This is a genomic window from Streptomyces sp. GESEQ-35, assembly GCF_017948485.1.
GTDB lineage: Bacteria > Actinomycetota > Actinomycetes > Streptomycetales > Streptomycetaceae > Streptomyces.
The window spans coordinates 282,732-300,609 of sequence record NZ_JAFFSX010000005.1; the positions used below are offsets into that span (position 1 = coordinate 282,732).

A 17,878-nucleotide genomic window follows, 5' to 3' on the forward strand; every position below is an offset into this window, starting at 1 on the left:
CATTGTGAGTATAGGTAACAATGAGCTAAGCTCCGTCAGTCATCATCGACTCACCTCCCGCAGGAGCCCATGAAACCCGAACACGAACCCGTGTGGACCCCGCTCGCCGACGCCGAGGAGGAGCCCCGGCAGGTGCGGCGCATCCTGAAACTCTTCCGTCCGTACCGCGGACGTCTCGCCGTGGTCGGCCTCCTGGTCGGCGCCTCGTCCCTCGTCTCCGTCTCCACCCCCTTCTTTCTGAAGGCGATCCTCGACACCGCGATCCCGCAGGGCCGCACCGGCCTGCTCAGCCTGCTCGCGCTCGGCATGATCCTCAGCGCCGTCCTGACCAGCGTCTTCGGCGTCCTGCAGACCCTGATCTCCACAACCGTCGGCCAGCGCGTCATGCACGACCTGCGCACCGCCGTCTACGGCCGTCTGCAACGCATGTCGCTCGCCTTCTTCACCCGCACGCGCACCGGCGAGGTCCAGTCCCGCATCGCCAACGACATCGGCGGCATGCAGGCCACCGTCACCTCCACCGCGACCTCTCTCGTCGCCAACTTCACCAGCGTGGTGGCCACGATCATCGCGATGATCGCGCTCGACTGGCGGCTGACCGTCGTCTCGCTGCTCCTGCTGCCGCTGTTCGTGTGGATCAGCCGCCGCGTCGGCAACGAACGCCGGAGAATCACCACCCAGCGCCAGAAGCAGATGGCCGCGATGGCCGCCACGGTCACCGAGTCGCTCTCCGTCAGCGGCATTCTGCTCGGCCGCACGATGGGCCGCTCCGACTCGCTGACGAAGTCCTTCGGGGAGGAGTCCGAGGAACTGGTCGACCTCGAAGTGCGGTCGAGCATGGCCGGACGCTGGCGGATGGCGGTCATCACGATCGTCATGGCCGCCATGCCCGCCGTCATCTACTGGGCCGCGGGCATCACCCTCCAAGTCGGCGGCCCCGGGGTCTCGATCGGCACGATCGTCGCGTTCGTCTCGCTCCAGCAGGGCCTGTTCCGCCCGGCCGTGAGTCTGCTCGGCACCGGCGTTCAGATCCAGGCCTCGCTCGCCCTCTTCCAGCGCATCTTCGAGTACCTCGACCTGCCGATCGACATCACCGAACGCGAACAGCCCGTCCACCTCGACCGCATCAAGGGCGAGGTCCGCTTCGAGAGCGTCGAGTTCCGCTACGACGCCAAGAGCGGGCCGATCCTCGACGCCATCGACGTCACCGTCCCCGCGGGCGGCTCTCTCGCGCTCGTCGGCCCGACCGGCGCGGGCAAGTCGACGCTCGGCTATCTGGTGCCGCGGCTGTACGACGTGACGGGCGGCCGCGTCACCCTCGACGGCGTCGACGTCCGCGACCTCGACTTCGACACGCTCGCCCGCGCGGTCGGCGTCGTCTCCCAGGAGACGTACCTCTTCCACGCCTCCATCGCCGAGAACCTGCGTTTCGCGAAGCCGGACGCCACCGACGAGGAGCTGTACGCGGCGGCGCAGGCGGCCCAGATCCACGACCACATCGCCGCGCTTCCCGACGGGTACGACACGGTCGTGGGCGAGCGCGGGCACCGCTTCTCCGGCGGCGAGAAGCAGCGCCTGGCCATCGCGCGCACGATCCTGCGCGATCCGCCGGTGCTGATCCTCGACGAGGCGACCAGCGCCCTGGACACCCGCACCGAACAGGCCGTCCAGGAGGCGATCGACGCGCTGTCGGCCAACCGCACCACGCTCACCATCGCCCACCGGCTGTCCACCATTCGGGGTGCCGACCAGATTGTGGTCCTGGATGCCGGGCGCGCGGTCGAACGCGGCACGCACGAGGAGCTGTTGGACCGGGAGGGGCGGTATGCGGCCCTGGTCCGCAGGGACGCCCAACTGGAGCCGACCAGCTGAAGATATGCCGGGTTTGCGGTGATATGCGGGTTACCGTTCCCGCATGCACTTCAACATTCCGCCCCGGAAGACGATTCGACTGACGCGTCGGGGCCGTGTCGCCCTCATCGCGACCGGGGCCGTCCTGGCCGGCACCGCCGTGGCGGTGCCGCTGCTGAGCCTGGGCAGTGAGGACGAGGCCAAGCCGACGTCCCTGATGATCCCGGAGGGCTGGCGCGCGGGCCAGGTCTACGACGCCGTCGACAAGGCCCTCGAACTGCCGCCGGGCACCACCAAGAAGTCCCTGGCCAAGGCCAACCTGAGGCTGCCGGTCGACGCCGAGGGCAACCCCGAGGGCTACCTCTTCCCGGCGACGTATCCGCTCGGCGAGAAGGCGACGCCCGAGACGCTGCTGTCGTCCATGGTCGACATCGCCAACCAGAAGTTCAACGGTGCCCCGATCGCCGCCGGCGCGCAGCGCAACGCGATGAACGTCTATCAGGCGGTCACCATCGCGAGCATCGTGCAGGCCGAGGCAGCCACCAAGGCCGACATGGGCAAGGTCGCCCGGGTCATCTTCAACCGGCTCGAACGCGGCATGCCGCTCCAGATGGACTCCACCATCAACTACGCGCTCAACCGCTCCACGCTGAAGACGACCCTTGACGACACACGGATCGAGAGCCCGTACAACTCTTACCAGCGCATGGGGCTGCCGCCCACGCCCATCGACAATCCCGGCGAGGAGGCCGTGCGCGCCGCTGTCACTCCGACGCCGGGCGACTGGCTGTACTTCGTCACGATCAAGCCGGGCGACACCCGCTTCACGGCCGACTACGTCGAGCACCAGCGCAACGTGGCCGAGTTCAACGCCCTCCAGAGGACTCCGCAGTCGAAGACATGACCGGCCGGGACATCACGCGGCGACCGGCTCCTCGGCGAGCAGCCGCCGGATGTCCCGCACGGCCGCACGGCCCGCCCGGTTGGCGCCGATGGTGCTCGCCGACGGACCGTAGCCGACCAGATGGATCCGCGGATCGGCGACCGCACGGGTCCCGTCGAGCCGGATCCCCCCGCCCGGCTCGCGCAGCTTCAGCGGCCTCAGATGGTCGACGGCAGGCCGGAACCCGGTCGCCCACAGGATGACGTCGGCGGGCACATGCCGCCCGTCGTTCCACGCCACCCCGTCCGGAGTGATCCGGTCGAACATCGGCTGCCGATCCAGGACTCCGTCCGCCAGCCCTTCGCGAATGGCATCGTTCAACGGCAGCCCCGTGACGGACACCACGCTCCTCGGCGGCAGCCCCTGCCGCACCCGCTCCTCCACCAGCGCGACCGCCGCGCGGCCCGCGTTCTCGTCGAAGGGCCCCTCGCGGAAGACCGGCGGGCGCCGGGTGACCCAGGTGGTGGCCGCGGCATACGGGGCGATCTCCAGCAGATGCTGCGTGCCGGACGCGCCCCCTCCCACCACGACGACCCGCAGCCCGGCGAACTCCTCCGGCCCCGGATACTGCGCCGTGTGCAACTGCCGCCCCCGGAAGGTCTCCTGACCGGGATAGCGCGGCCAGAACGGCCGGTCCCAGGTCCCTGTCGCGTTGATCAGTGCCCGAGTCGACCACACGCCGTCCGAGGTCTCGACGAGCAGCCGTCCGGCGTCGCCCTCGCGTACGGCACGGACATCGACGGGTCGCCGTACCCGCAGGTCGAAGGCGCGCTCGTAGGCGTCGAAGTACTCCGTGATGACCTCGGAGGACGGCCGCGCCGGGTCGGCGTCCGTGAGCTCCATGCCGGGCAGCGCGTGCATCCCGTGCACCTTGCCGTACGTCAGCGACGGCCACCGGAACTGCCAGGCGCCGCCGGGGCCGGGGGAGTGGTCGAGGATCACGAAGTCACGCTCCGGCTCGAATCCGGAACGCAGCAGGTGATAGGCGCCGGCCAGACCTGCCTGGCCGGCGCCTATGACGACTACCTGGGTGTTGTTCACGGTTCTACTAACAGTGCGGGGTGCGTGGATCTTCCCTTGCTTCCCATGGCGTCAGCGCCCGCCCGCCACAAGGATCGGCGCGCCGGCCGCCGGCCGGTTGTCGAGCAGCCCACGAACGGCCAGTTCGGGGATCACGCCCTCCCCGAACCAGTACGCCTCCTCCAGATGCGGATACCCGGAGAGCACGAAGTGCTCGACGCCCAGCGCGTGGTACTCCTCGATCAGGTCGGCGACCTCGCCATGGCTGCCGACGAGGGCCGTGCCCGCACCGCCGCGGACCAGACCGACGCCCGCCCACAGGTTCGGGTGGATCTCCAGCCCGTCCCGGGAGCCGCCGTGCAGGGCCAGCATGCGCTGCTGCCCCACCGACTCGCTGCGCCCGAGCGCCGTCTGCGCGGCCGAGATCGTCTCGGGATCGAGATCGTCGAGCAGCCGGTTCGCGGTGGCCCACGCCTCGGCCGACGAATCGCGCGAGATGGTGTGCAGCCGGATCCCGAAGCGGACCGTGCGGCCCTCCCGCTCGGCCAGCGACCGGATCCAGTCGATCTTCTCCTTGACCTGAGCGGGCGGTTCGCCCCAGGTCAGATAGACGTCCGCGTGCCGCGCCGCGACGGGCCCGGCGGCTGTGGAGGACCCGCCGAAGAACACCTGCGGCACCGGCTCGGGTGGCAGCGCGACCAGCCCGCCCTCCACCTGGTAGTGCGTGCCGTGGAGGTCGTACGGCTGCCCGTGCCACACCCCTCGTACGACGGTCAGGAACTCGTCCGTACGGGCATACCGCTGATCGTGGTCGAGCCGGTCACCGAAGCGTCGCTGTTCGGTCGAGTCGCCGCCGGTGACGACGTTCAGCAGCAGCCGCCCGCGGGTGACCCGCTGATAGGTCGCCGCCATCTGCGCGGCCAGCGTCGGCGAGATCAGCCCCGGCCGGAACGCCACCAGGAACTTCAGCCGCTCGGTGTGCTGTGCGAGCGCCACCGTCGTCAGCCACGCGTCCTCGCACCACGTGCCGGTCGGCGTCAGCACCGCCTCGAAGCCCAACTGCTCGGCCGCCTTGGCGATCTGGGCGAGGTATTCGATGTCGGGCGGGCGGATGCCGTGGACGGAGCGCGCGTTGGAGGCGTACGCATGCCGGTCCACAAGGGTGCGGCCGTCACCGCCGGTCGGCAGGAACCAGTGCAGGTGAACGGTCATCAGGAGTCCTTGTAGATACGGGGCTTGGCGGTGGACGGCGGCAGATCGCCGTTGAAGCGGGTGTCGGTGAACTTCGCGAAGTCGACCTGGCGCGGGATCAGCTTCAGGTCGGTGAAGGTGTCGGCGATCTCCTGCTCGGAGGCGATGAGCGGCTTGTCGACGGCGACCGCGACCCGGGAGGCGTTGGTCCGCTTCACCGAGGCCAGCGCCACCTCGTACGGCAGCCCGGTCTCCTTCGACCACACCTTCGCCCACTCATCCGGGTGGTCGTACACCCAGTCGTAGGCGCGGCGCAGCCGGCCGAGGTAGTCCTCGATCGCCGCCGTCTTCTTGCTGTCCTGGAGCGCGGAGGGCGCCGCCACCTGGAAGCTGAGGCCGTTGGTCACGCCTTCGCCGGTGGTGAGAACCGTCCCCTGCTTGGCCTGGAGCACCTGCGAGGTGTACGGGTCCCAGACCGCCCATGCGTCGACCCTGCCGGACGTGAACGCGGCGAGTGCGTCGGCGGGCTGGAGGTACTTGACCTGCACGTCGCTGAGGGTCAGCCCGGCCGCCTTGAGGGAGGCGACCAGCTGGTAGTGCGCGGAGGAACCCTGCGCCACGGCGACGGACTTGCCCTTGAGGTCCTCGGTCTTCTTCAGCGCCGAGCCGTCGGGTACGAGGACGGCGTCGCCCTCGGACGTGCCGTGCCAGGCTGCCACCACCGTGACCTTGGAGCCGGCGCCGGCCGCGAAGACCGGCGGGGTGTTGCCGACGCCGCCGATGTCGACGGCCTTGGCGTTGACGGCTTCGAGGAGCGGTGGGCCGGAGGTGAACGTGGACCACTTGATCTTGTAGTTGAGGTCCTTGAGCTCGCCGGCAGCTCGCAGGATGGCTTCGGAACCGCCTTTCTGGTCACCGACGTTGAGGGTGAGGGAGCCCTTGCCGTCGGTGTCGGACCCCGTGCTGGCGGACGAGCTCCCGCCGCAGGCCGTGAGCAGGAGGGCGAGGGGGAGAAGCAGCGCGGCGGGGACGAGGCGTCGTCGCATGGAGGTTCCGTTCTGTTGAACTGGGAGCTGGGGGAGGGGAGTTCAGGCGGCTTCGGCGGCGGTGTCGACGCCGAGCCGTGCCAGCAGGCCGGCGCGCAGCTCGGCGAACCGGGGATCGGCGATGTCACGGGGCCGGTCGAGGGCGATCTCCTGCTCGTGCGCGATGACACCGCCGTCCATCACGAGGACGCGGTCGGCGAGCAGGACGGCCTCCTCGACGTCGTGCGTGACGAGCAGCACCGCGCAGCCGCGGCGCTGCCACAACTCGCCCACCAGACGCTGGGCCTTGATGCGGGTCAGGGCGTCCAGCGCCCCGAACGGCTCGTCGAGCAGCAGCAGATCGGGCTCGCGCACCAAGGCCCTTGCCAGGGAGGCGCGTTGGGCCTCACCGCCGGACAGGGTCTTGGGCCAGGCGTCCGAGCGCTGGGTCAGGCCGACCTCCTCCAGGGCCTTGTCCGCGACGGCGCGTTCCGGCTTGCCGGGCAGGCCCAGCAGGACGTTGCGCCACACCTTCTTCCACGGCATGAGCCGCGGTGCCTGGAAGGCGACGGCCTTGCGGCGCGGTACGAGGACGGTGCCCTCGATGTCGCGGTCGAGCCCGGCGAGGATGCGCAGCAGGGTCGACTTGCCGCAGCCGCTGCGGCCGAGCAGGGCCACGAACTCGCCCGGACGGACGTCGAGTCGGAGGTCGTCGATGACGGCGCGGCCGTCGAAGGAGCGGGTCAGCCCCTCGACCCGCACGGCCGCCTGTGTGGTCACCGGCCGGTGAACGTCGGTCGCCATTGCAGCAGCAGCCTTTCGAGGGAGCGGACGATGAAGTCGGCCAGCAGGCCGAGGAAGGCGTAGACGATCAGGCAGACCACGATCACGTCGGTGCGCAGGAAGTCCCGCGCCTGCACCATGAGGAAGCCGATGCCGGAATCCGCGTTGACCTGCTCGGCGAAGACGAGTGCGAGCCAGGCGATGCCCAGCGAGTAGCGCAGCCCGGTCATCGCGCCGGGCAGCGCACCCGGCAGGACGACATGCCGCACCAGCCCCCACCGCGACAGCCCGAGGGACTCGCCGGCCTCGATCAACTGGGCGTCCACGCCCCGGATCCCGGCGTAGACGTTGAGGTAGAGCGGGAAAGTGACGCCGAGCGTGATGATCGCGACCTTCGGGGCCTCACCGATGCCGAACCAGATGATGAACAGCGGGATGAGCCCCACGAAGGGAACGGTCCGCAGCATCTGCACCGGAGCGTCGACGACGTCCTCGCCGATCCGGAACAGCCCGGACACCAGGGCGAGTCCGGTGCCGACGACGGTGCCCAGCAGCAGTCCGAGCGCGACGCGCTGGAGCGAGGTGCCCATGGCGGACGGCAGCGAACCGTCGGAGATCAGATCACCTCCGACCTGCGCGATACGGCCGGGAGAGGCGAGCACGTCGGCGGTCAACACGCCAGTGACGCTGAGCAGTTGCCAGAGCGCGAGCAGCAGAAGCGGTCCGGTGGTGCGGCGCAGCCAGCGAGGGACGCGGGTACGGCGGGAGGAAGTGGGGACGATGGGGACGAGGTCGGGCGAGGGCCTTGGAGAGGGAGCCGAGGAATCTCCTATATCCGGAATATCGCATTCATGCGAGTCGGGCGGGGCATGGCTGATGCTCATGAGTGCTCCACGGGAGGAGAGCGGCCGGTGAGGAGATGCGCCGGAACGCCGCCGTGCCGATGCGGATCAGTGCATCAGGCGTGCGGACAGGAGAGTGCGCAGGCGCGAGGAAGGCGGGAGAGGGGCGTCAGCAGCCGCGGCGACACGCGGCGGAAGCCACCCGCAGCAGGTCGATGTGACCGCGCGTGGTGAGCAGGGCTGAACGCAACATGCGGCTGAAAGTAGTCAGATGACATGCGCGCGGTCAACGGTGTCTCGCGGTGTGGACTGCACGTATCAGGCCTCGGCCGTCCGATGCCGCACGAGACGGGGGACGTGCATGAGGATGGGACGCATGTCAGATGCCTTCACCACCCGAGTGCTGAACGTCACCTCCGGTTCCGCGGAGCGGGTCGTCGACCTCACCCACGACTGCGAGACCTTCCTGCGGGAGGCGGCGGCCGGTCGCGACGGCCTGCTGAACGTCTTCGTCCCCCACGCCACCGCCGGCATCGCGATCATCGAGACGGGCGCGGGCAGCGACAACGACCTCCTCGCCGCCCTGCACACCCTTCTGCCCGCCGACGACCGCTGGCAACACCGCCACGGCAGCCCCGGCCACGGCCGCGACCACGTCCTGCCGGCGTTCGTACCCCCACATGCGACGCTGCCGGTGCTGGGCGGGCGGCTGGAGTTGGGGACGTGGCAGTCGGTGTGTCTGGTTGACACAAATAGGGATAATGCTGAGCGAAAGGTTCGTTTCACCTTTCTTGCGTGATCCTGACCTGGCGCCGGGGTGCGGCGTTCCCCGGCACGCTCATCTCGCTACGCGATGAACCCCTCGTCCCTGAGGAACTTCACCGCCGCCTGCTGCGGAGTCGCGCCGTCGATGTCCACCATGCCGTTGAGCTCGATGATCACCTGCTGGGTGAGCTTGTCCCCGAGCAGCTGCACCAGCGTCTTCAACTCCGGGTTCTCCTTCGCGGTCTTCTCACGCAGCGTCAGACCCACCAGCTGCGTCAGGAAGTGGGTCTTGTCGTCATCGAGGACCTTCAGGCCGAGGGACTTGATGCGGGCGTCCGTGGTGAAGACCTCGGCGAAGTTGCAGGGGCTCTGCTTCGCCACATTGACGAAGTTCAGCGCGAAGGCGTTCTGGTAGACCTGCGTGGCCGGAATGCGCACGTCGTACACCTTCTGCACCGGGCCGATCTCCCGGTCGAGGAACTCGGCCGCGCCGCACAGCGTGACCTCGCCCGGGTGATCCTTCGCCAGTTGCTTGAGCTGGCTGAGCTTGTCGACCTCGCCGGCCGGGCCCTCGGCGTCGCCCGCGCGGGCGATGGCGTACTGGTCGCCGAACTTCGCCGGGCCCAGCCAGGTGATCTTGTTCTGCTCCTCGTCCAGCCGCGCCGTCTCGTCGAACTGTTCCCTGGCCCCCGGCAGAACGCTCGTCTTCTTGAGGAACTCCGACCACCCGGTACCGGCATACTCCCAGTACATGTCGATGTCGCCGCCGCGCAGCGCCTTACGGACGATCGCCGAACCCGTAAGACCCGTCTGGTCCTTGGTCTTCGCGCCGGCGGCCTGTAGGGCGTAGATCAGGATGTTGCCGAGGACGGTCTGCTCGGTGAACTCCTTCGAGCCGACCGTGAAGCTCTTGCCGGACAGATCGACGGCCTTCGCGATACTGCCGCCCTTGAGCTGCCCCGCGGAGACGCTCGACGCCAGATCGCCGGAGGTGGACGAGCAGCCGGCGCAGACCGCGGTGAAGGACAGTACGGCCAGCAGCGCGCCCAGGCGCCTTTGCGGACGGTTCATTGCAGCCCCCGTGGCCTGAGAAGGTCTTCGGCGATCGACGCCGCCCAGTCGACGAGCAGCGCCAGCGCGGCGACCAGCACGCTGCCGGTGAGCAGGACCACATCGCGGCTGGAGCTGATGCCGTTGGAGATGACGTCGCCGAGGCCGCCCGCACCGACGAAAGTGGCCAGCGCCACGGTGCCGACGGTGATCACGAGGGCCGTACGTACACCGGCGAGGATCACCGGGACGGCCAGGGGCAGCTCGATCTGGAGCAGCACCGACCAACGGGTCATTCCCATGCCCCGCGCCGACTCGATCACCGAGCGGTCGACCTGCTGAAGCCCGGCGATGGTGTTGCGCAGCACGGGCAGGATTCCGTACACGAGGAAGGCGATGATCGCGATCTCGTTGACGCCCAGCGTCTTGAAGCCGACGGCCAGCAGCACGATCAGCCCGAGGGACGGCAGTGCCTGCCCGATGTTGGCGACGACCAGGATCGGCGAGGCCCAGCGGCGCGCCCAGGGGCGGGTGAGCAGGACGCCGCAGGGCACGGCGATCACCAGGATGAGGGCGGACACGACGAGCGTGAGGCCGAGATGCTTCAGGATCCGGTTCGTGAGGTAGTCGGCGTTGAGGCTGCGCTGCTCGATGGAGTCCAGCTGATGACCGGAGACGTAGAGGTAGAGCGCGAGCAGCGCGAGGCCGATGACCACCGGCAGGACCGCGTACCGCCCGAATGTGAGCAGTCGCCCGCGGGCGGCGGTCTCGGTCACCGGGGGGCGGGGCTGGGTGATGACCGCCATCTACCGCACCTCCCGGCGGGTGGGCGCTGCCACGGCCCCGGCGCGCTCCGCGTGGATGAGGGTGCGCAGCGAGTCGAGCTCGAGGACGCCGCGGTAGCGGCCGTCGTCATGGGTGACCACAGCGGCCGCGGCGTTGAGGGTGAGCATCTGGTCCAGCGCCTCGTAGAGGGTGTCGCGCGGTCCGAGCGGGGAGAGCACCGGTATCGCCCTCCCCCAGACTTCGTCCGGGGGGACCCCCATCTCGCTTCGCTCGCCGTCCGCGGCCCGGTCGGCCGGCAGCCAGCCCACAGGGTGCCGGTCGCCGTCGAGTACGAGCAGGAACTCCCGCCCGTTCGCGGCCGCCGCCGCGCTCCGCCGCTCCTCGACGGAGGCGCCCTCGGCGAGGGTCGGCCAGTCACCGGGTATGTCGACGTCCGCCAGTCGGCTCAGCGAGAGCCGGCGCACCGCGGCGCCGCTGCCGATGAAGCCGGCGACGAAGTCGTTGACCGGCTCGGAGAGGATGCGCTCGGGGGTGTCGTACTGCTCGACCCTGCCGTTCGACGAGAAGATCGCGATCCGGTCGCCCATCTTCACGGCCTCGTCGATGTCATGGGTGACGAAGACGATGGTCTTCCTCAACTCGGCCTGAATACGCAGGAACTCGTTCTGGAGTGACGCGCGGTTGAGCGGGTCGATGGCGCCGAAGGGCTCGTCCATGAGCATGACCTGCGGGTCACCGCCGAGCGCGCGGGCGACGCCGACGCGCTGCTGCTCACCGCCGGAGAGCTGCTTGGGGAAGCGCCGCCGGTACGTGTCCGGGTCGAGGCCGACGAGCGCGAGGAGTTCGTCGACTCGGGCGGCGACGCGGTCCTTGGACCAGCCGAGCATCCGCGGCACGGTCGCGATGTTGTCGGCGACGGAGCGGTGCGGGAAGAGGCCGGTCTGCTGGATGGAGTAGCCGATACGGCGGCGCAGCACGTCCGGGTTGCCGTCGGTGACGTCCTTGCCGTCCAGGTGGATCCGCCCGGAGGTGGGCTCGATCAGCCGGTTGATGAGCTTCATCGTGGTCGTCTTGCCACAGCCTGACGGCCCGACGAGGACGACGATCTCGCCCGCCGGGATGTCGAGCGAGAGTCCGTCCACGGCGGGGGCGGTCTGTCCGTCGTACGCCTTGGTGAGCCGGTCCAGCCGGATCATCGGCTCGGCCTGGGTCTCGGTCATGTGCTGAGCCCTCTCGACGTCGTGAGTCGCTTCAGCAGTGCGAACGCCGCGTCGAACAGCACGGCGAGCACGACGATCGCCGCGGCGCCCTCAATGGTCAGATAGATGGCGAAGGGAGTGCCGGCCTTGTCGAGGCCCTGGAGGATGAGATTGCCCAGGCCCGGGCCGTTGACGGCGGCGGCGATGGCGGCGATGCCGAGCAGCAGCTGGGCGGCCACCCGCAGTCCGGTCACGATGACCGGCCAGGCAAGCGGCAACTCCACGCTCAGCAGCACCTTGAGCCGGCTCATGCCCATGCCCCGCGCCGACTCCACAACGGCGGGGTCGACTTCACGCAGGCCTACGACCGTATTACGGATGACGGGCAGCAGGGCGTACATCGTCAGAGCCACGATCGAGGGCCCGGTGCCCAGCCCGAGCGGGGTGATGAGCAGACCGAACAAGGCGTACGAGGGAATCGTGAGGAACACCCCCGCGACCCCCAGAACAGCGGCGCGCGGCAGCCTGGTGCGGTAGACGAGTACCGCCAGGGGCAGGCCCACCGCCACCGCCAGGCCGAGCCCTTCGAGGACGAGCACGGCATGATCCACCGTGGCATCCCGAACATCCGGCCAGTTCCCGGACAGGAAGTCGATGAAATCCACGGCGCGCTCTTACCCGCCGACAGGCCATCCGAACGTCACGAGAAGCTCATCTGCGGATCATCGGCCCATTTCTGATGATTCTTCAGGCAAAGGTTTTCTGCCTGATGACCGGTCGGTGATTCCTCTGTGCGGGCCGCGCCGCGCGGGACCCGAGGGTCACCCGTGGCTGGTTTCAGCCATGAGGTCTATCGGTCGGTGTCACTGGCCCGATAGAGCTGTGCAGCGGACCCGCCCCATAGTGTGGAGGTACGAGCCGTGGCCGTAAGCCCTGTCAGCACCGCATCGGGCAAAACCCGATTCGACGACATCTACAACCAGCCGGACCCTCGCGCCTACGTCCGCCGACTCGCCCCGCTGGAGTACGAGATACCGCACCATGCCCAGGACGTCTTCCGGCGCACCCGCGCCGACCGGTCCGCGGCCGGCCGCACCGACGGCCCCGTCACCGTCCTGGACCTCTGCTGCTCGTACGGCTTCAACGCCGCTCTCCTCAACCACCACGTCACACTTGCGGAGCTGTACGCGCACTACACCAGCTCCGAGGCCGACTCCCTCACACCCGCCGAACTCATCGAACACGACAAGGAGTTCTACGCCTCGCGGCGCCGCGAGGACGCGGCCCCGGTCGTCGGGCTCGACACCGCCGACAACGCCGTCCAGTACGCCCTGGCCGTCGGCCTGCTCGACGAGGCCTATGCCGAGAACCTGGAACACCACCCGCCCAGCCCCCGGCTACGGCGCGCCGTCGCGGACACCGGCCTGGTCACCGTCACCGGAGGCGTCGGCTACATCACCCAGCGCACGTTCGAGGCGCTGCTGGGGGGTCGACGGAAGCCGATCTGGGTCAGCGCGTTCGTCCTGCGCACCGTGCGCTACCAGCCCGTGATCGAGACGCTGGCAGCCCACGGCCTGACCACCGAGACCGAGTCCGCGCAAACCTATCCCCAGCGGCTGTTCACCAGCGCGGCGGAACAGCGTCGCGCCGTCGAGCAGGTGCTCCGTGCCGGCGACGACCCCACCGGACTGGAGGCGGACGGCCGCTATCACACCCGGCTGTACCAGTCCCGGCCGCCCTCCGAATGACTGACGCCCAGGAGTAGAAGCAGCTGATCGGCGGGCTCCATTTCCGCAGGGAACCGGGCCCGCCGACTGGCCGTCAGACGGGCGGCGCCGGGCGGTTCGGTCTTTTCGGAGGCCGTATCGCCCGTATCGCCCTTATCCTTCATGGTGACCACGGCGTCACATCGCGGGCGCCGAACCACTGGAGGCAACACCCCGTGCTGATTGCTCAGCGTCCGTCCCTGGCCGAAGAGGTCGTAGACGAGTTCCGCTCCCGGTTCGTGATCGAGCCGCTGGAGCCGGGCTTCGGCTACACGCTCGGCAACTCCCTGCGTCGTACCCTCCTCTCCTCGATCCCGGGTGCGGCGGTCACGTCGGTCCGCGTCGACGGCGTCCTGCACGAGTTCACCACCGTGCCGGGCGTCAAGGAGGACGTAACCGACCTGATCCTCAACATCAAGCAGCTGGTCGTGAGCAGCGAGCAGGACGAGCCGGTCGTGATGTACCTGCGCAAGCAGGGTCCCGGCCTGGTCACTGCCGCTGACATCGCGCCGCCCGCCGGTGTCGAGGTACACAACCCCGACCTCGTCCTCGCCACGCTCAACGGCAAGGGCAAGCTGGAGATGGAGCTGACCGTCGAGCGCGGTCGCGGCTACGTCTCCGCCGTGCAGAACAAGCAGGTGGGCCAGGAGATCGGCCGTATCCCGGTCGACTCCATCTACTCGCCGGTGCTGAAGGTCACGTACAAGGTCGAGGCGACCCGTGTCGAGCAGCGCACCGACTTCGACAAGCTGATCGTCGACGTCGAGACCAAGCAGGCCATGCGTCCGCGTGACGCCATGGCGTCCGCCGGCAAGACGCTGGTGGAGCTGTTCGGTCTGGCGCGCGAGCTGAACTTCGATGCCGAGGGCATCGATATGGGCCCGTCCCCCACGGACGCCGCGCTCGCAGCCGATCTGGTACTGCCGATCGAGGAGCTGGAGCTCACCGTTCGGTCGTACAACTGCCTCAAGCGTGAGGGCGTCCACTCCGTGGGTGAGCTCGTCGCCCGCTCCGAGGCCGACCTGCTGGACATCCGTAACTTCGGTGCGAAGTCCATCGACGAGGTCAAGGCGAAGCTGGCCGGCATGGGTCTGGCCCTCAAGGACAGCCCGCCCGGATTCGACCCCACCGCCGCTGCCGACGCCTTCGGCGCGAGCAATGACGTGGACGCCGGGTTCGTCGAGACCGAGGAGTACTGACCGCTGCGCTGTGCCGGGGCGCGAGGGTGCCGGGTGAGCAGCGCGGCGGTGTCCGCGCGCCCGTCACGTTGTGACATCGCGAACTGCGCGATCCCTCGGGCCCCGGGCATTTCCGTGCCGGGGCGCAGTTCTTACGAGAGCCTGACGCGGTCGTGAAACCCCCCTGCCCCTTGTGCCTCGCGGGCAACTCTGGTCCCGTCCGCCGCCGGATCGTGGTGGCGGCACGAGCCCGAGGAGCGATGCATGAGCAGGCACATCAGGCGCAGGTCCCCGTTACAGGTCCGGCTGCTGACGGCCGGAGCCGGTGTCGTCGCAGCGGTGGCGGCGGTCGCGACGGTGGCCGTCGCCTCGGCGGACGAGCCCGGCGGACAGGACGCGCAACAGGCCAGGACCGGCGCGGACCACGCCGTGTTCGTCCAGGGCAACGAACTCGACGGCAACACCATCCACGTCTTCGAGCGCGGCCAGGACGGCGCACTGAGCGCGTCCGGCGACTTCGCCACCGGCGGCAAGGGCGGCGACCAGGTCGACGCGCCCACCGACTCGCTCGCCTCCCAGGGGTCGCTCGTCTACGACAAGAAGTCGGGGCTGCTGCTGGCGGTCAACGCGGGCAGCGGCACCGTGACGTCCTTCCAGGTCGACGGACAGGAACTGACGCACCGCAAAGTGGTGGACTCCGGCGGCGACTTCCCGGCCTCCATCACGGTGTACGGCAAACTCGCCTACGTCATGAACGCGGGCGGCGAGGGCAGCATCCAGGGCTTCCGGATCACCGCCGAGGGGCTGAAGCCGTTGCGCGATTCGCACCGTTCCCTGGGCCTGGACAACGCCAAGGTGCCGTTGTTCAGCAGTTCGCCCGGCCAGGTGGCCTTCACCCCGGGCGGCCGGACCCTGGCGGTGACCACGAAGTCCGCCAACACCATCGAGGTCTTCGCGATAGGGCGCGACGGAAGGCCCGCGCACCAGGCCGTGGTCAACGACTCCGCCGGGGGCGTGCCGTTCGCGATCACCTTCGACAAGAGCGGCCGGATGCTGGTGGCCGAAGCGGAGAAGTCGACGGTCACCACGTACAAGGTGCGCGCCGACGCCAGCCTCAAGGTGGTCCAGGAGCCGCTGGCCAACGGCCAGGACACACTGTGCTGGCTGGAGCGCGCCGGGGACTTCTTCTACGGCGGCAACACCGGCAACTCCACCGTCACCGGCTACCGCACCGACCGCCAGGGCAGGCTCGCGCTCACCAACGACGTCGGCATCGCCACGCCCCCGTCGGCCAAGTCCCAGGGGGTCATCGATCTGGCGGTGACGCAGGACGAGAGGTTCCTCTACGTGCAGAACGCCGTTTCGGGTACGGTCGACGGCTTCAGGGTCGGCAGGAACGGCTCGCTCGCCAAGGTCACCACCGTCACTGGACTGCCCGCCTTCGCCGAGTCCGGCATGGAGGGCATCGTCGCGGTGTAAGGGAAAGCGGCCGCCGCGGCGTCGGCGCCCCGGACAGCCACCTTGTCCGGGGCGTCGGTCAGGGGATCACATGGCCGTGGGCGTGCCCGTGTTGTGTGCCCGGCGGCGGCGCAGGGCGACCACGCCGACGGCGGCCCCCGCGGTCGCGATACCGGCTGCGACGGCGATCGGAAGGGCGGGGGAGGCGGACGTGGTGTCGGCGACGTTCTGTGCCGCGAGGTCCTGTGTGTACGGGGCGTACGGGGCCTTGGCGGCGGCGGACGTGGCCGTGCGCGTGTAGTGCGGGATCTTCTGCACGGACTTGACCGAGCCGTCCGAGCCCAGCAGCACCTGCTTGTCGTTGGGGTGCCGGAAGTCGAACATGTGGGTCAGCGTGCCGGCCCGCTGGTCGAACGAGGCGTCGCCGATACGGCCGGTGTGCCAGTTGTCCTCGATGAACTGGGTGATCGACGCCTGCTCGGTCGCGGTGTGGTCGACCGAGTCGACCTTGCTGTAGGGGGAGATGACCAGCAGCGGCTGCCGGGTGCCGGGGCCGCAGCGGTCCGCGTAGCCGTTCGCGGCGGCCGGGCCGGACTGGCAGGCGGCGCTGTCGAGGGCCTTGCCGTTGGAGCCGACGGTGGAGTCCTTCGAGCCGTTGACGACCTTCGGGGCGACGTGGTCGTACCAGCCGTCGGAGTCGTCGTAGGCGACCACGACCGCGGTGGACTTCCACTCCGGGGACTGCTGTAGCGCGTTGATCTCCTTGACCAGGAAGTGCTGTTCGTCGGTCGGGTCGGAGTAGCCGGCGTGGCCGTCCTGGTACTCGGCGGCCTTGAGGAAGCTGACGGCCGGCAGGTTCCCGGCCTTCAGGGCGGCGTCGAAGTCGGTGAGGTCGTAGTTGTGGTTGGCCCGGCCGTTGTGGCCGATCTCAGCGACGGTCTTCGGGGCCAGGTGATGCGGGTTGGACGTCGACTTGTAGTACTGGAACGGCGAGTGGTGCGGGCTGTAGTCCTCCGAGGCCGCCCCGCCGATGTTGGTGTGGGTGGTACCGGCGCACTTCGCGTAGTCGCCGCTCTCGCCGTCCCACGCGGTGCTGGGGCGGAAGCCGCCCTGGAACCAACCCCAGCTCACGCCCTTGGAGTTGAGCAGATCACCGATGTTCTTGCCCTGCATCACCGCAAGCGCGCTGGTGCTGGTGTGGTCCTTGTCGGAGCAGTCGTCGAAGGCAGGGTCCGGGTCGTTGGTGACGGTGCCGACGCCCTTGGCGTCCGGCGAGACCACGGCGTACGGGTCCGGGGTCGACGTCTGCTTCGGGTGCTCGGTGCCGGAGGCCGGGTCGGTCGAGATGACGCCGTGCGTCTGGCCGGAGATCAGGTTCAGGGCGCCGGGGGTGGAGGGGCCGTAGACCGAGCTGAACGACTTGTCGTTGAGCGCGTACTGCTGCGCGTAGTTCCACAGGCCGGTCACGGTGTTGCCGTCGTAGTAGTCCATCACCAGGCCGGGCTCGCCGAACAGCCCGGTGCACTTGCTGACCTCGGTGTTCTCGACGTACTTGTCGGCCTTGCCACCGTCGGCTGCGTACTGCTCGGGGCCGTAGGAGTGGTTCTGGTCGCAGGTCATGGCCTGCGAACTGGCCAGTCGCTCGGGCAGGTAGAGGTTCGGGTTCGTCTTCAGCAGCCCGGCGTTCAGGAGGTTGTCGGCCTTGGGGGTGTGCACCGCGGCCTTGAAGGTGGTGCCGTCGGTGTTGGCGGCCTGCGGGTAGGTCGCGAAGTAGTGGTCGAACGACACGTTCTCGTCGTAGATCACCACCACATGTTTGATCGGCGTCGCGGTCTGCGTGCCGGAGTGGCCGGGCCCGCCGTGCGCCGCCGCGGGGACGATCCCGCTCGCCGTCGCCAGCGCCGCGGCGCCGAGCAGGGCACTGAGGCGTGCCACCCGAGTTCTTGCTGTGCCGGACATGCTGTCTCGCCTTCCGAGGAAGCGGTGAGGTGTCGGTGTCTGTGCCACCTGTCGGCCTGCTA

Annotated in this window: 17 protein-coding genes; 6 read left to right on the plus strand and 11 right to left on the minus strand. The window is 69.2% G+C overall.

The features are described 5' to 3' along the window. Window positions 1–69 precede the first annotated feature (69 nt). Both KCH87_RS12915 and mltG read left to right on the plus strand, forming a co-directional pair. The gene (locus KCH87_RS12915) at window positions 70–1,872 is read left to right on the plus strand and encodes an ABC transporter ATP-binding protein (protein WP_210586158.1); all 1,803 of its coding nucleotides are present in this window, start codon (window positions 70–72) and stop codon (window positions 1,870–1,872) included. A 43-nt stretch (window positions 1,873–1,915) separates the two neighbouring features. Next, window positions 1,916–2,755 carry an endolytic transglycosylase MltG gene (gene mltG, locus KCH87_RS12920; RefSeq protein ID WP_210586159.1) on the plus strand — a complete coding sequence of 280 codons (840 nt, stop codon included), beginning with the start codon at window positions 1,916–1,918 and terminating at the stop codon, window positions 2,753–2,755. 12 nt (window positions 2,756–2,767) lie between these two features. On the opposite strand, the gene KCH87_RS12925 is transcribed toward mltG, so the two are convergent. From KCH87_RS12925 to KCH87_RS50740, 6 genes are all read right to left on the minus strand, one after another. Beyond that, window positions 2,768–3,835, minus strand: a complete 1,068-nt coding sequence (locus tag KCH87_RS12925; RefSeq protein WP_210586160.1) for an NAD(P)-binding domain-containing protein — start codon at window positions 3,833–3,835, stop codon at window positions 2,768–2,770. A gap of 51 nt (window positions 3,836–3,886) precedes the next feature. Continuing rightward, a complete protein-coding gene (locus KCH87_RS12930) occupies window positions 3,887–5,026 on the minus strand; it encodes an LLM class flavin-dependent oxidoreductase (RefSeq protein WP_210586161.1) in 1,140 nt (379 codons plus the stop codon). After that, the gene (locus tag KCH87_RS12935; protein WP_210586162.1) at window positions 5,026–6,051 is read right to left on the minus strand and encodes an ABC transporter substrate-binding protein; all 1,026 of its coding nucleotides are present in this window, start codon (window positions 6,049–6,051) and stop codon (window positions 5,026–5,028) included. The genes KCH87_RS12930 and KCH87_RS12935 overlap by 1 nt, the downstream gene beginning before the upstream one ends. 42 nt (window positions 6,052–6,093) lie before the next feature. Next, on the minus strand, window positions 6,094–6,834 hold the full coding sequence (locus KCH87_RS12940; RefSeq protein WP_210586163.1) for an ABC transporter ATP-binding protein: 741 nt from the start codon (window positions 6,832–6,834) through the stop codon (window positions 6,094–6,096). After that, complete coding sequence (locus KCH87_RS12945; RefSeq protein WP_210586164.1) at window positions 6,807–7,697, minus strand: ABC transporter permease; 891 nt, start codon at window positions 7,695–7,697, stop codon at window positions 6,807–6,809. Before KCH87_RS12945 ends, KCH87_RS12940 begins: the two co-directional genes overlap by 28 nt. 127 nt (window positions 7,698–7,824) lie before the next feature. Beyond that, window positions 7,825–7,908, minus strand: coding sequence for a putative leader peptide (locus KCH87_RS50740; RefSeq protein WP_349817350.1), 84 nt, complete (start codon window positions 7,906–7,908; stop codon window positions 7,825–7,827). Window positions 7,909–8,031: 123 nt separating this feature from the next. On the opposite strand from KCH87_RS50740, the gene KCH87_RS12950 reads away from it, so the two are divergent. Next, window positions 8,032–8,454, plus strand: a complete 423-nt coding sequence (locus KCH87_RS12950) for a YjbQ family protein (RefSeq protein ID WP_210586165.1) — start codon at window positions 8,032–8,034, stop codon at window positions 8,452–8,454. Between the two features lie 47 nt (window positions 8,455–8,501). Here KCH87_RS12950 and KCH87_RS12955 read toward each other — a convergent pair whose 3' ends face one another. Genes KCH87_RS12955 through KCH87_RS12970 form a run of 4 tightly spaced genes read right to left on the minus strand, consistent with a single transcriptional unit; the run spans window position 8,502 to window position 12,120 of the window. Beyond that, complete coding sequence (locus KCH87_RS12955) at window positions 8,502–9,491, minus strand: glycine betaine ABC transporter substrate-binding protein (protein WP_210586166.1); 990 nt, start codon at window positions 9,489–9,491, stop codon at window positions 8,502–8,504. After that, window positions 9,488–10,276 carry an ABC transporter permease gene (locus KCH87_RS12960; RefSeq protein WP_210586167.1) on the minus strand — a complete coding sequence of 263 codons (789 nt, stop codon included), beginning with the start codon at window positions 10,274–10,276 and terminating at the stop codon, window positions 9,488–9,490. Before KCH87_RS12960 ends, KCH87_RS12955 begins: the two co-directional genes overlap by 4 nt. Then, window positions 10,277–11,476 carry an ABC transporter ATP-binding protein gene (locus KCH87_RS12965; protein WP_210586168.1) on the minus strand — a complete coding sequence of 400 codons (1,200 nt, stop codon included), beginning with the start codon at window positions 11,474–11,476 and terminating at the stop codon, window positions 10,277–10,279. Further along, the gene (locus KCH87_RS12970) at window positions 11,473–12,120 is read right to left on the minus strand and encodes an ABC transporter permease (RefSeq protein WP_210586169.1); all 648 of its coding nucleotides are present in this window, start codon (window positions 12,118–12,120) and stop codon (window positions 11,473–11,475) included. Before KCH87_RS12970 ends, KCH87_RS12965 begins: the two co-directional genes overlap by 4 nt. A gap of 255 nt (window positions 12,121–12,375) precedes the next feature. Here KCH87_RS12970 and KCH87_RS12975 point away from each other — a divergent pair, with 255 nt between their 5' ends. The 3 genes from KCH87_RS12975 (at window position 12,376) to KCH87_RS12985 (ending at window position 15,878) form a co-directional block, all read left to right on the plus strand. After that, window positions 12,376–13,203 (plus strand): hypothetical protein, encoded by an 828-nt coding sequence (locus tag KCH87_RS12975; RefSeq protein ID WP_210586170.1) that lies wholly within the window; start codon window positions 12,376–12,378, stop codon window positions 13,201–13,203. Between the two features lie 194 nt (window positions 13,204–13,397). Then, complete coding sequence (locus tag KCH87_RS12980) at window positions 13,398–14,420, plus strand: DNA-directed RNA polymerase subunit alpha (RefSeq protein ID WP_210586171.1); 1,023 nt, start codon at window positions 13,398–13,400, stop codon at window positions 14,418–14,420. A gap of 243 nt (window positions 14,421–14,663) precedes the next feature. Continuing rightward, a complete protein-coding gene (locus KCH87_RS12985) occupies window positions 14,664–15,878 on the plus strand; it encodes a beta-propeller fold lactonase family protein (RefSeq protein WP_210586172.1) in 1,215 nt (404 codons plus the stop codon). A 66-nt stretch (window positions 15,879–15,944) separates the two neighbouring features. Here the strand turns inward: KCH87_RS12985 and KCH87_RS12990 are convergent, their stop codons facing one another. Next, on the minus strand, window positions 15,945–17,816 hold the full coding sequence (locus KCH87_RS12990; RefSeq protein WP_210586173.1) for a phospholipase C: 1,872 nt from the start codon (window positions 17,814–17,816) through the stop codon (window positions 15,945–15,947). Window positions 17,817–17,878 lie beyond the last annotated feature (62 nt).

What these genes read in the sequence shown, in the direction of transcription:
- KCH87_RS12950 (WP_210586165.1), top strand. Translation starts at nt 8,032, where the DNA reads ATGTCAGATGCCTTCACCACCCGAGTGCTGAACGTCACCTCCGGTTCC.
- KCH87_RS12985 (WP_210586172.1), top strand. Translation starts at nt 14,664, where the DNA reads ATGAGCAGGCACATCAGGCGCAGGTCCCCGTTACAGGTCCGGCTGCTG.
- KCH87_RS12955 (WP_210586166.1), bottom strand. Translation starts at nt 9,491, where the DNA reads ATGAACCGTCCGCAAAGGCGCCTGGGCGCGCTGCTGGCCGTACTGTCC.
- mltG (WP_210586159.1), top strand. Translation starts at nt 1,916, where the DNA reads ATGCACTTCAACATTCCGCCCCGGAAGACGATTCGACTGACGCGTCGG.
- KCH87_RS12940 (WP_210586163.1), bottom strand. Translation starts at nt 6,834, where the DNA reads ATGGCGACCGACGTTCACCGGCCGGTGACCACACAGGCGGCCGTGCGG.
- KCH87_RS50740 (WP_349817350.1), bottom strand. Translation starts at nt 7,908, where the DNA reads ATGTTGCGTTCAGCCCTGCTCACCACGCGCGGTCACATCGACCTGCTG.
- KCH87_RS12930 (WP_210586161.1), bottom strand. Translation starts at nt 5,026, where the DNA reads ATGACCGTTCACCTGCACTGGTTCCTGCCGACCGGCGGTGACGGCCGC.
- KCH87_RS12945 (WP_210586164.1), bottom strand. Translation starts at nt 7,697, where the DNA reads ATGAGCATCAGCCATGCCCCGCCCGACTCGCATGAATGCGATATTCCG.
- KCH87_RS12960 (WP_210586167.1), bottom strand. Translation starts at nt 10,276, where the DNA reads ATGGCGGTCATCACCCAGCCCCGCCCCCCGGTGACCGAGACCGCCGCC.
- KCH87_RS12915 (WP_210586158.1), top strand. Translation starts at nt 70, where the DNA reads ATGAAACCCGAACACGAACCCGTGTGGACCCCGCTCGCCGACGCCGAG.
- KCH87_RS12935 (WP_210586162.1), bottom strand. Translation starts at nt 6,051, where the DNA reads ATGCGACGACGCCTCGTCCCCGCCGCGCTGCTTCTCCCCCTCGCCCTC.
- KCH87_RS12990 (WP_210586173.1), bottom strand. Translation starts at nt 17,816, where the DNA reads ATGTCCGGCACAGCAAGAACTCGGGTGGCACGCCTCAGTGCCCTGCTC.
- KCH87_RS12965 (WP_210586168.1), bottom strand. Translation starts at nt 11,476, where the DNA reads ATGACCGAGACCCAGGCCGAGCCGATGATCCGGCTGGACCGGCTCACC.